Source organism: Mycobacterium sp. E1214, assembly GCF_001666755.1.
GTDB lineage: Bacteria > Actinomycetota > Actinomycetes > Mycobacteriales > Mycobacteriaceae > Mycobacterium.
Map to the genome: position 1 here is coordinate 1 of NZ_LZJC01000104.1, position 12,064 is coordinate 12,064.

The window sequence follows — 12,064 nt, forward strand, 5'->3', positions numbered from 1 at the left end:
CCCCCTGCACCTGTAGTGGTTCCGCCAGCCCCCGCGCCGCCACCGTCCCCAGCGTCATCACCGCCACCGTCACCACCTCCACCGCCGCCGGAGCCGCCGCTGGTTCCACCGCCACCGTCTCCGCCGCCGGCGCCCTCACCGTCACCGTTGCCCTTCTTTTTGGGATCACCCCCGGCGGTCCCGCGGTATTCATCCCCGAGGGCGGCGAGCAACTCAGCTTGTTTCTTGCTGTCCACCTTCGAGCTGTCGAGAATCCGCTGAATCTCGGCGAGCTGACCGTCGAGGAATTGGTTGAACAACGCCATGGCGTGCGGGTCGCCCGCCGTCTGCGGGTTCGACGTCAGCGCCTTACGCGCGTTTTCGATACTGCCGATGATGGCGTTGATTCGTGCGCGGTTGTCGTCGTTGGTCGCGAAGATCTGCTTGAGCAAATCGGCCAGTTTCTCATCGGTCTGATTCACTGCCCCACTGGTCTGTTGATAGGTCGTGCCGGCCTGGCCGGCGCCCTGCTGCAGGCCGCTGGGGCCGCCCGGAGGCGCCGGCGCGGGCGCCCACGGCGGCGCGCCTGGCGGCAACGTGCCAGGCACCGGCTGCTGTGGTGGCCCATCGTCTTCGCCACCGTCACCGTCGTCGTCACCGCCGAAGATCCCCGACAGGTCGTCGAAAAGGTCATCCAAGACGTCATCGAAAAAGCCCATGGCCGCCCAAATCTCCTCTCGCGGCGGGTTGTTGGGCAAAACGCTACCGGTGCTCACGCGCACTATGCCACGGTCACGCACAGCCGATTTCGTCGCGTTCGGTCACTGGTCGCCGGCTGTCATGCCCAGCGCGATTGCAGCGGCATCGCGAATCTTGCCGACCGTGTCGTGATGTAAACCCACCTCTGGCTTTGCCCCGATCGCGCGCAATGACAACGCAGGGCGAGATTCGTACAAGTACCGCAGCACCTGCGCCAACTTCTCGGTAGGCACGCTCGGGCAATAGCCTTCTTCATGCATCTTGCCCGCAGCAGCTTCCCACCGGTCCATTCGCTCTACCGCCAGCGCGAAGGCGCGTTCGCGCAGCTGCCAGCGTTCATCGGGCGGCGTCGCGGGATGAAATCGCCACAGGGCCCCCAGAATATGCGTCGTCACCATCAGCGCTATCGGTGGCACACAAGCCAAACCCGCAGCACCCCAACGCATCCACGGCGCAAGCTGCCCGGTGAAGAGCCACGCATGCAACGCGTTACCGCCGACGCTCACCAAAGCCGCTACCCCCAGCACCGCCCACAGAAAAACCCGGTTCCAAAACTGCTCACGGTAGGGCGCAAACGACACAATCCCCAGCGTCGCAAGGATGATCAGCCCATCGAGGATCAACGGCCACAACCACGACGGCCAACCGGGCCACGCCGACATGGCGGCCAGATTCCGCAACGAGGTGAATGACAAGACGAAGCTGATGGCCGCGATACCCACCGTCAGCCACACCGCCGCGGTACGGCTGTGGCGAACCAACCGCAACGTGCGCATCTCGTCTTCACCGGCCGCACCCCGCTGCGCAGGTGGTGCGCTCAGCGATTCCGACGACCGCCGCGACTGCGGTGGATCTGACTCCACCTCAGTGGGAATCGAGATCGCTCCCTGGCCCAAGTCCTCGTCGGCGGCATGAACCTTAACGTCGGATCGCTCCGCGATCCTTACTCCATTGCGGCGCGTGCTCAGTGTCGCCACTCAAACCCCTTCACAGACAACGAACCGGCCACACACGCCGGCCACCGAAGCCGTGGGCCCACGATCCCACGCAGGCTCGGCCACGGCACACTGACACTGAAACTACCGCCGACCCGACCGTTACGCGTCGGTCGCGGTCACCAAAAAATCTCCACCTTCGGGCGGCGCGCAAAGGCGCCGATGCTGCTTACAGTGACCCATGCGCGGTAAACCGCGACGCGCGTCGGTCGGGACCGCCCGACAGAGCGCGTGACAGATGTGACTGCTGATGCGGCGTGTCACGATTGAAATGACATCGATGTAAGGCATATTGGCCGAGGGCGGATATCCGCCGCGAAGTACCTGGCGGATATCCGCCGACGAGTTGTCGCCATCCAAGAGAAAGGACTACGACCCGGCGACCGCCGGATGACTTAACACTGTGTCGCACAACTGAATTCACCGTCAGCGATAGCCCCTTAACGGCAAAGCCCCCGGCCCGAAGGCCGAGGGCGGCCGGTTCGAGTTGCCGCTCGAACCGAATGCGTGCTTTCGCGAAAACCCCCCACGAAGGGAATCGTCATGAAAGGCGCATTCCACGGTAGCGCATACCCTGTGCCCGGTCTAGCTGCCGCGTCTCCCCAGCCCGCCCGCATCATCGTCCATCCCTACCGCGGCAGCAGCCGATCCTCACGTCGGCGCGGCACCGCGCGAACCGCGCCGGCCTGGATCCAGCGCGCCGGCGCGCACTGCCTCGACCGCCTTCCGCGCATCGTTCTCGAACTGGACGCCGCCGGCAGCGCGGTTCCCTGCTGGAGTGGTCGCGCCACGCGGTGGGCACAATCCACGGTGCCGGCCGCCTACCAGGCGCGCTACGACAGCGACGTGCGACCTGTGATGCCCAACAATCCGGTCAGCCTGAAAACCCTTGTGGCGGTGGCGGAAGCGCGCGCAGCGTTCGCCGATCACCGCACCGGGCGCAACTGCCGCCCAACCAACGCCACACTAGCCCAGATGACCGGCTTGTCGGTGCGCACCGTACAGCGTGCATCCACCGCGTTGCGGCTGCTGGGGGTGGCGACCGAGGTGATGCGCGGCCGCCAGCGCACCCGCACCGAACGATTCGCCAGCTGGCGGGTTGGGGATAACGGCCGTGGATGGGCCTCGGTGTGGGCTCTGCACGACTGCCGAATCCAGTTGCTGTCACCCCATCCCGGAGGGTCTCTTTTCCCTCCGAAACCCTCAATTAAAAGATCACTCACTACCCGAAGCCGGCGCCCAAGCACCGGTAGCAGCGCCGCTCCGCGGCGCCACCGCACAGACCAGCAGGGGCTGGCCCTGGCAAACAAGTGGATCCGGGATCAGCAAAGCCCGCCGTGGGCCCGCCGCTATCGAACCGGCACGCCGTGGGCAGCGGTGCTCACCCCAGCGGCCCACCACGGGTGGACACCCCGCGACGTCAACACCCTGATCGGCGATTGGGCCGGCACCGGCCATTGGGTACCCGAAGCACCGCACAAGCCCATCGGACTGCTCGGCGCCATCCTGGCCGCCCACGGGGACCTCACCGACAGGCCGTCGGCCTACGACGAGGCCCGCGAACAAGAGGAGCTGCGGCAGGCCCGAGCGCGCATCGCCGAGCAACTCGCCGGCCGCGACGCCAGCCGCAAAGCTCGCGACGCCGGCCGCGCGGCGTTATCGGGACCCGGCCACCAAGCAGCCCGCCAAGCACTGCGCGACATCCAAGAACGGGTCCGCCGCCGACGCTACGACGACCGCGACACCCACCGCCCATGATTAGCCACTGCACTCCCCCGACGAAGCTGGCCTGCCAACAAGACTCGGAACGCTGGTTCGATCGACGTCGCCGCCGTGACGCACTCATGCACTGCTTGACCTGCCCGGCCCGCACCTGGTGCGCCGGCCAAGCACTGCAGGCACGTGCCTCCCACGGAATGTGGGCCGGCGTCTGGATCGACGGCAGTCACAATGAGGCCGCACACCGGCTGCGGGCCATCGCCAACGCCACCCCGAGTCCCAGCGACGATAGGAGTCAGGCCGCATCGAGCACGATCCCAGCACGGCCGGCGCCACCTCCCCCGCTGCCTTCCCGGGCGGCCGCACCGATCCGTGCCCGCTCCGCCCGCGCGGCCGTATTGGCCCGCAGCTCCGGGCACTGTGAAGTACTCGGTGAGCACTGCCGCTACACCAGCGACCAGATGCTAACGCGGCGCGGCGACCCTACGATCCCCCTCGAAACCCCGTCCTGCGCAGAGTTGTTCGCCGCCTGCCGGGCGTGCGCCGCGCAGCTGGCGGCGCTCGACCCGCAGTCCGCGCTTCGGTCGGGATACCTCGTCGCCAGCGGCCGCGATCCCGCCGAGGTGCCGTTTCAGTGGCGTCAGACGCGCTGGGTGCTGCTGGACCGACACGGACGGCTCAGCGAGGTAGGGTCGCAGGCGCGGACGGCGTAGATCCTTAACCGCGGTTAAGGTCGGGCGGTTGGACGCCGCCGGCGCCGCGCCAGGGCGTCATCGACCAGATCGGACGCGAAGTCCTGGGCGGTGAGCAAGACATCGTCGCGTTTGGCTTCCAGCCAGGCCTGCCGAAGCCGCTGCGCGGTGCCGGTGCGCAGCCGCAGGGTGCGCGGCGCTTCCGCGCCGGCGGCGGGTCGCTCTACCGCTGAGGTGGACCCCGGTAGCGTGCGTACCGCCAGTGGAGCGCTTTCCGTCACTGTGACGGCCGGCGACGCCGGCGGCTGCTCGCCGGCGTCGGGCATCTGTGGTGACCGCCGGGTCTGCGCGCCGGCGGTCGATAACATGCCGAGTACGGCGGCGGCAGTGTCTTTTTTAGGCACGGTGCTTTCCTCGATTCCGTCGGCCCTCATCGACAAGGGTCATGACCTCAACACTGAAGCTGGCATACGCCTGCGCCAGATCCGCATCCGCCTGGTCGTCGCCCAATACCACCTGGTCGCTGACCATCCGCTCGGCGGCTGTGCGCTTAGGGATGAGCGTGTCAAAGATCGCCAGTCCGTCCGCGCGCAGCGCGTGCAGAGTCTCGCGGCTGATCAACGTCTGTGGCTCGTACTTGGTGAGCAACACTCCCAAAAACACCGCGGAGAGCACCTGATGCTTGCGCAAGGTGGCTGACCACTCCAAAAACATGTTGACCCCTCGCCTGCCCCACTTACTGGCATCGGTCGGCACGATGAACCAGTCCGCGGCATTGAGGGCGGTAATCACCAACTGACCGAGGTTGGGCGACAAATCCAACACGACGGCGTCGTAATCGTCATACACCGGCTGCAGCGCCATGGTGAGCTGCTCTTCGCGACGGTGCATCGTGACCAATTCCATGTCCAACTTGGCCACAGCCAAGGTCGAGGGCACCAGGTCGAGATTGTCCAGCCGCGTCTTGCGGATCACCTTGCCCACCGGCAATCCGTCGCCGATGAGGTCATAGATGTCGAACTCGACGTCATCGTCAGGGTCGAACATTGACGTGGAATTGCCCTGCGGGTCGCAGTCGACCAACAATGTGCGCCATCCCGCCCGGGCCAAGCCGGCGGCGAGATTCACCGCAGTGAAAGATTTGCCCACCCCGCCCTTATGGTTGGCGATCGCGATCACTTCTGCTTTCACGCTGGCCACTCCTTTAACGTCAGTAACACCATTAGAGCAAGACCCGCCGGTATTTGGGTGACGCAGCCACGGTGTGTCGAAGCGATGCAATGACCACATGACACCGTGATCGCATGACTTGGGGACACGGTGACCCGGTCACAGGCCGACGCGGTGATGCGGTAATCCGACGATGCGATCGCCGCCTCACGCCGTCACTCAGCCGCCCGGTGATCCGGTGACTAGATCGCCGGGTAACTCCACCACGCGGTGACCGAGGAACTAACGCACCGCGTGGCGCGATCATCGTGTGATGCGGTCACGGAATCAGTGTGCGGCGGTGTGACGCTGTCACGTGGCGACGCGGCCACCCAGTTACGAGGTGATCTGGCGAACCGGTCATGCCGTCGCGGCATCAGCGGATGACCAGGTGGCGCGGCGATCACATCACCTAATGACTGGGTGATGCAACCATCCGATGACGAGATCACCAGGGGACGGCATCACGCGGTGGCCAGATCAGTCAGCAACCCAATGACACAGCCGCGCGGCAACACGGTGATCTTGCGGATCAATAGCAACCGCCGGAACCGCGTCACCCGACCCGGCGAGCGTACATGTGTGTGCAGACAGGCAGTGATTGGGTGACGCAATCACACGGTGACGGATCAGCTGACCGACATCGGGGTGACAGCGCGGTGGCGGCACCAACGACCAGCGACCGCACGCCGGTACAGATGCCCGGTGTTCAGCAAAACGAGCGCGCGCACCGGGCGGGAACAAGGGCGGTGAGCTAGTCACTGTGGCGGTCCCCGATCCCGCGCGGGGGAGCGGCCACAAAGGCAAGTTGCCTCGGGCGCCGTGACCTCGGTCCGAGTCTTAACCGCGGTTAAGTCGAAACCTGAGCCCTGTCCATGCCTGCTGTGATCGCCGAATCAAGCATCAACGCTGACCCGACGAAGGGTCCAGTTCATCGCTACAGCGCAAGGACACCCGGTCGAGTCTGCGGCGGTGACCTCTCGCCGCCATTGGAACGGGTGCAACTCACCGGGCCGGCTGACGACCGACGGTGCGCGGCAACCGCGTGTCGTGACGACACCCAGGCCGCCACGCCGTAGACTGCGGCTGTCTCATCCGAAGTACCCCGCACGCGGGGGAAGCATACGGAAGGCCTTTCATGGCTGTGCACGTCGTTCTCAATCAGAAAGGCGGGGTCGGCAAAAGCACCATCGCGGTCAACCTGGCCGCTGTCACCGCCGACGTCCTCAACCGCGACGACGATCCCGAGGCGAGCTCACCGGTCGCCGCCGTCTCGGTCGACCCGCAAGGCTCTGCCGTCTGGTGGGCCTCCCGGATCAACGATCTGCCGTTTCACATCGTGCAGGCCCACGACGATCTTGACGGCCTCAAACGCCTCGGTGAACTGCCCGGCATCGCCCACGTCTACGTCGACACCCCAGGATGGATCGACCTCGAGGCCGGCAACCACACTGGAGACCCGTTGGGCCGCGGACCCGCCGCCGATGCTCTGCGTGTTGTTCTCGACGTGGCCGACACCATCATCGTGCCGATCGAGACCGAGCCACTCAGCTTCGACCCGACCGCCCGAACCATCACCAAAGTCATTGAGCCGCGGGGCATTCCCTATCTGGTGGTCATCAACAACTGGGACCCCCGCGACGGCGTCCATGACCTCAACGAGACCAAGGAATTCGTCCGGGCCAACCACTGGCCGCTGGCGCACACCGTCATCCGTCACTACAAGCTGCACGCGCGGGCCAGCGCCGACGGGCAGGTGGTGACCGAATACCCGGTCAATCGTGTGGCGCTGCAAGCCCGAGAAGACTTCTACAAGTTTGCCCTCGAACTCAACAGCGGAGGAGCACGCTGATGGCCCGCGGACAGCGCACCAACCTCGCGGCCCTCGCCAACACCGTCGGCGACCACTCACCGGTCGAGCAGATGCTGTCGGCTGCCAGCCGCACCGCGCCGCTTACCGACCTGGTGCCCAATCCGCGCAACCCCCGTGAGGATCTCGGTGATCTTGCCGGCCTGGAATCCATCGCCGACATCCAACTGCAACCCGCCGTCGCCGTCACCCGCGGCGCCTACCTCAAGCTTTACCCGCACGACTCGATTGACGCCCGCTTTGTGGTCATCAACGGTTGCCGGCGCCTTGCCGCAGCGCATAAATACGGTCGCACCGACCTAGCCATCGTTGTCAACGACGACATCGCCCGTGACCGCGTCACACTAATCTCCGCCTCGATCGCGGAGAACGTCGACCGGCAAGATTTCGACGTCATCGAGGAAGCCAAAGCCGTCGAGGCCCTCACCACCGAGTGCGGCAGCGCCGTCGAAGCGGCGCACCGGCTGCACAAGACCCAAGCCTGGGTCTCGCAACGGCGAGCGCTGCTGTCGCTGGCACCCGAACTGCAAACCGCCCTGCGCCGAGGCGAACTGGCCATCCGCGAAGCCCGCACGCTAGCTCGCGTGCCGCTGGAAGACCAAGTCCTGCGCTGGCGCGTCGCCCAGGACCGCAAAAACGACAGCACGCCCCACGGCGCGAGGGGCCGCCGGCCATCCACCCCGTCCCGGCTCATCGCCACCGCGCTCAACGACTTCGATACCAAACCGCAGCTACTCGCCGAGGCCCTGCACAACCACCTGGGACCCGACCGTCTGCAAATCTTGCTCGCCATACTCACGACGCAGCCACGCGCCGTCACGTGACGAATCAACGCCCGTGCCCGACGATCAGCCCAGCCAGGCGCCCCGATATCGGCCCACCGTTTGGCCGGCGTCGCCCGGTGGCCCTGACCACCTAGGCCCCCCGCTAGGTCTGCTCAGTCAACTCGCCCAGATTGCCCGGCGTCATGAACTGCGCGAGGGCGTCAAGGTAGTTGCGGGCGACCGCGCGGTATCTGTCGCCGGCCTCGCTGGTGGCACGGTCGGCATCAAGCAGATCCTGCTGCGCGGCAATCAAAAGCCGGTTAGCTTCGGTCAGTGAAACCACCTGCGCGCGAAGCAGATCGAGCTCAGCACTCGACGGGGGATGGGGAGCGGGCTCGGTCGCTGCCGTGATCTCGTCGGCATAGACATACCAGCGCAACCGCTCCGGTCGCGGCATCGCCCCACCGCGGATCTCCCCAGCCGTGATCGCGCGGACGATGGTCCGCGGGTCTTTGCCCAGACGTTGAGCAGCTTCGGACAACGACACGACCGCGCCGCTCGGCGTGGTTTCCACACCGGGCGGCGGCTGCTTCGGCTGCCTCATCGTTCGGTTACTCCGGCCCCAATGCACGCGTCCTCTGCGCCTGTAAGCCCATCATGCGCTAATTAAGGACAATAATAGCGACATGCGGACCAGTAAATGACCTCCGGTGCCTATTTAAGGACATCAATGTCGTAAACTAACGACATCACGACGAGGTGCGCCCCGTCACCCGCCCACGCGCCGGAGGAGAACGTGAGCAGAAGCGAGCAGCGGAAACTAACCGGCAAGGTCCTGGTCCGTTTCACCGAAGAGGACCTGCAAGCACTGCAACAAGAAGCCGACCGTCAAGGCCTCAGCCTGCCGCAACTAATGCGCGACCTCAGCCTGCGCACACTGCTTGCTCGCGCCTCCTAGCTGTACTGACACCTAGCTCGCCGCAACACAGCACTCCATAGCTGGTGACGTGAAACCACAGCGCGAGAGCTCGTGTCCTCAGAAGGCTGAGGCAGTCCCGATCGGCGGTCTGAGCCGGGGTCTGCCCCTGTCGCTCAGCTGACACTGTCAACGGAGCCGGTGCCCGAGCATAGGTTCGGTGGCAGGGTCGATCGAACACCGTGTCAAGCGCTTGGGGTGCCCGCCAACGCTGGCAACGTGGTGCGCCAACCGGAATCCGCCGGTCAGGGCGGAGGGGCCGCAATAATGCTCGGCGTGATAGGGCCGGGTGCGTTGCCGCCGGTGGCTACCCCGTTGATGAAGCTGAATTGCTGCCCGCAGGGGTCGGGCATGTAGTAGTGCACGCTCGGGTTGTTCGCCGACAGGACAGCGATCTGGGCGGGTGTAATGGGCTGCCAGGGCCCGATCTTGGGGGGCACCGATATTCCGCTGATGCCCCCGGTGGCCACGCCACCCAATCCGCCCGTGCTCGCGTCCGGTGGCGTCTTGACCCAGATATCGCCGTTGAGGCTGACGTTTTGGAATTCTTGCGCCTCATAGGTGTAGGCCACCCAGCGCTGCATCTGTCCATTCGGCCCGACCTGGGTGTAGGAGGTGAGGTCCTCGCCGTTAATCCGGAACTTGTACTGCTGCTGGTAAGCCGCGAAGGGGGCATCATTGTCACCGATCCAGGTCCTGCCCGGTGTGTAGAAGCCAGTGGGGCCCCCCTCAGGGCCGCCGCCAGCCCAGGGCACATGCTCTTTAGCCGGCGGAGGCGGACTCGACCCCGTGTACGGCGGCGGGGTGTAGTCGGTCCAGTATCCGAAACGGGGATCGCCGACAAACGGGTTGCGGGCATCTGTCGCCACGGGCGGCACGCCCGGTGGTGCCGGCGCGGCCGGCACCGGATCTCCTGGCTTCCAGCCAGCCGCACGAATCGTCGGATCGGCAGGGGAGTCCTTCGTGCCGTTGGACAGTGCTTGATACCCGTCCGCGCCTTGGCGCAGAGTCGCCGATACGGTCTGGTTCTGAGTCTTCGTCGTTTGCAGCTGGCCCTGCATCGCCGCAAGGTGCTGATCCATCGTGGCCATCACCAGGTGGGCGCCCGCGGGCGATTTCGACAACGGTGCCGCCGCGGCGGCCACCGCCCGGGCCTGATCGCGAATCACCCCCGATCCAAGCCGGCCCTGAGCGCCGATCGCAGCGCCCTGCTGAGCGGCCGCCCGCACCTCCTGGTCCAGGGCCGCCGCGGTGATGCGGGCCTGCCGATACGAGCCTGCCGCGCGGGACACCCCGGTCTGCAACCCCCCAACGCCCTGCGGCGACTCAGGGACCGACCCCTCACCTGAGGTGGGCAACGGCTCGCCTTCACCGCCGGCCGGGTACAGATTGTGCGCTCGACTCAGCAGCCGGTCGACTCCAGCCACAAACGCCGCCATACTCATCTGGCAAAGTTAGCCCGCGCGGGTGCGCTAATGCCATAGCTACGGCCCACCTGAGCGTGAAACTCCGCTCACGGCAACACATCGGCCTACCACGGCACTGTAGCCAGCAACCGTCCAACTCGGACCACCGCACTTTGCCACGCGTCTAATAAGATAGGTCGGCCCTGGCCCACATGCGTCTTCTGTTGGGGGTTCCGATCGGCAGGCGTGCGCGGATAGGGTGGGCCTGTCCTCAGCAGGCGGGTAATGGGGCTTGATTCAGCACTGCCGGCCGTCAGGTTTGGCTTCGGACGTTTATGCCCACGCCCGGTGAGGATGGCCGGCGCGACAGCACATTACGTCACCCGCAAGCGCGTGACCGACGTGAGCTAGGCGGCGGTCCGCGCGCCCACACCCGGGGCTTGGCTTGGAGTAGAACTGCCGGCCCCGCGCCGTCCAAGTATTTGTTTGCCGGCCCCGGGTGTGACGGGGCCGGCACGGAAGCCCAACAGGGTTGCCATCGTCGCGCTCGCCTGCGTAGTCGGCCGTCACACAAACACAAAGGGCACGAGTCATGGTCGTTATCGGAGTTGATGCACACAAAGCCACCCACACGCTGGTGGGAGTCGACCCTGGTGGTCGCAAACTCGCCGAGCTGACAGTCAAAGCCACCCCCGAGGGACATCTCAAAGCGCTGGACTGGGCCCGACGCGAATTCGCCGACGACGTCGTTTGGGGCATCGAAGATTGCCGCAACCTCTCGCGGCGCCTGGAGCGCGACCTGCTCGACGCCGGCCAGCGAGTGGTGCGGGTGCCCCCCCGGCTGATGGCCAAAACCCGTGCCTCAGCGCGCAGTTGGGGCAAATCGGACTCCATCGATGCGCTCTCGGTAGCGCGCGCCGTGCTACGGGAACCCGATCTGCCGGTCGCCTGTCACGATGAAGGGTCACGAGAACTCAAGCTGCTCGTTGATCGACGCGAAGACCTCGTCGTCCACCGCTCCGCTGTGATCAATCGAGTGCTCTGGCGGATACACGAGCTCGACCCCTCCCGCGCCAAGGGGCGGTCACTGCGCACCGACAAGAACATGCACGCGGTACGCGAATGGCTCGCCACCCAGACCGGCCTCGTGGCCGAACTCGCCCGCGACGAAATCGACGAAATCATCGCCATCACCCCGGCGATCAAAGCCCTCGATAAGCGCATCGCCGTACGAGTGCGCGCCGTCGCCCCGTCACTGCTGACCCTCGAAGGCTGTGGAGTACTTTCCGCAGCCAAACTCGTTGGCGAGACCGCCGGCGTCACCCGGTTCCGCAGCGAAGCTGCCTACGCACGTCACGCCGGAGTCACGCCCATTCCACACTCGTCGGGAGCGAAATCGGTGCACGCCAAAATCGGCCGTTCCGGCAACCGGCGCATCAACAACGCGCTCTACCGGATCGCCATGACACAGATCCGCCACGGCGGCGTCGGCGAAGCCTACTACCGTGCCCGGCGCGACCTCGGCGACTCACACGCCGAAGCAATACGACGCGTCGAACGACGTGTCGTCCGCCGCGTGTATCGCCACCTCCACAACGATCACCCCAACCCCTCGGCCCCCGCCACTCGATGTAGTCGGCGAACAAGGCGACCGAGTCCTCGAATTTCTCCGGATCGAACGCGGCGCCTGCGGAG

General features: G+C 65.9%; 12 protein-coding genes and 1 pseudogene. 7 read left to right on the forward strand and 6 right to left on the reverse strand.

What is annotated here, in order from left to right; genetic code table 11:
* On the reverse strand, positions 1–755 hold a 755-nt coding region (locus tag A5700_RS27295; RefSeq protein WP_156671229.1), incomplete at its 3' end, for a DUF4226 domain-containing protein.
* Positions 756–800: 45 nt separating this feature from the next.
* Complete coding sequence (locus tag A5700_RS14935) at positions 801–1,715, reverse strand: DUF2637 domain-containing protein (RefSeq protein ID WP_156671230.1); 915 nt, start codon at positions 1,713–1,715, stop codon at positions 801–803.
* 1,395 nt (positions 1,716–3,110) lie between these two features.
* On the opposite strand from A5700_RS14935, the gene A5700_RS27005 reads away from it, so the two are divergent.
* The 3 genes and pseudogenes from A5700_RS27005 to A5700_RS27015 all read left to right on the forward strand — a co-directional run bounded on the left by A5700_RS27005 (position 3,111) and on the right by A5700_RS27015 (position 4,165).
* Positions 3,111–3,491 (forward strand): hypothetical protein, encoded by a 381-nt coding sequence (locus tag A5700_RS27005; protein ID WP_231973868.1) that lies wholly within the window; start codon positions 3,111–3,113, stop codon positions 3,489–3,491.
* A pseudogene (locus A5700_RS27225) lies at positions 3,488–3,652 on the forward strand (WhiB family transcriptional regulator); the annotation flags it as partial. The gene A5700_RS27005 and the pseudogene A5700_RS27225, both read left to right, overlap by 4 nt.
* Positions 3,653–3,913: 261 nt before the next feature.
* Positions 3,914–4,165 carry a hypothetical protein gene (locus A5700_RS27015; protein WP_231973869.1) on the forward strand — a complete coding sequence of 84 codons (252 nt, stop codon included), beginning with the start codon at positions 3,914–3,916 and terminating at the stop codon, positions 4,163–4,165.
* 14 nt (positions 4,166–4,179) lie between these two features.
* Here the strand turns inward: A5700_RS27015 and A5700_RS14950 are convergent, their stop codons facing one another.
* Together A5700_RS14950 and A5700_RS14955 are read right to left on the reverse strand one after the other, a co-directional pair.
* A complete protein-coding gene (locus tag A5700_RS14950) occupies positions 4,180–4,470 on the reverse strand; it encodes a hypothetical protein (RefSeq protein WP_231991410.1) in 291 nt (96 codons plus the stop codon).
* 70 nt (positions 4,471–4,540) lie between these two features.
* Positions 4,541–5,335: a ParA family protein gene (locus tag A5700_RS14955; protein WP_068072330.1), complete on the reverse strand. Its 795-nt coding sequence runs from the start codon at positions 5,333–5,335 to the stop codon at positions 4,541–4,543.
* A gap of 1,156 nt (positions 5,336–6,491) precedes the next feature.
* Between A5700_RS14955 and A5700_RS14960 the strand changes: the two genes are divergently transcribed.
* Together A5700_RS14960 and A5700_RS14965 are read left to right on the forward strand one after the other, a co-directional pair.
* The gene (locus tag A5700_RS14960) at positions 6,492–7,205 is read left to right on the forward strand and encodes a ParA family protein (protein ID WP_068072311.1); all 714 of its coding nucleotides are present in this window, start codon (positions 6,492–6,494) and stop codon (positions 7,203–7,205) included.
* The gene (locus A5700_RS14965) at positions 7,205–8,047 is read left to right on the forward strand and encodes a ParB N-terminal domain-containing protein (protein ID WP_068072314.1); all 843 of its coding nucleotides are present in this window, start codon (positions 7,205–7,207) and stop codon (positions 8,045–8,047) included. The genes A5700_RS14960 and A5700_RS14965 overlap by 1 nt, the downstream gene beginning before the upstream one ends.
* Positions 8,048–8,150: 103 nt before the next feature.
* On the opposite strand, the gene A5700_RS14970 is transcribed toward A5700_RS14965, so the two are convergent.
* Entirely contained in the window at positions 8,151–8,591 is a 441-nt protein-coding gene (locus tag A5700_RS14970; protein ID WP_068072317.1) for a hypothetical protein, read from the reverse strand.
* 192 nt (positions 8,592–8,783) lie between these two features.
* On the opposite strand from A5700_RS14970, the gene A5700_RS26135 reads away from it, so the two are divergent.
* Positions 8,784–8,945 (forward strand): hypothetical protein, encoded by a 162-nt coding sequence (locus A5700_RS26135; protein ID WP_156671231.1) that lies wholly within the window; start codon positions 8,784–8,786, stop codon positions 8,943–8,945.
* Positions 8,946–9,208: 263 nt separating this feature from the next.
* Here A5700_RS26135 and A5700_RS14975 read toward each other — a convergent pair whose 3' ends face one another.
* Positions 9,209–10,408 carry a hypothetical protein gene (locus A5700_RS14975; RefSeq protein WP_068072320.1) on the reverse strand — a complete coding sequence of 400 codons (1,200 nt, stop codon included), beginning with the start codon at positions 10,406–10,408 and terminating at the stop codon, positions 9,209–9,211.
* Between the two features lie 553 nt (positions 10,409–10,961).
* Between A5700_RS14975 and A5700_RS14980 the strand changes: the two genes are divergently transcribed.
* Positions 10,962–12,064 (forward strand): IS110 family transposase (locus A5700_RS14980; protein WP_231991412.1); only part of this gene is annotated, 1,103 nt, incomplete at its 3' end.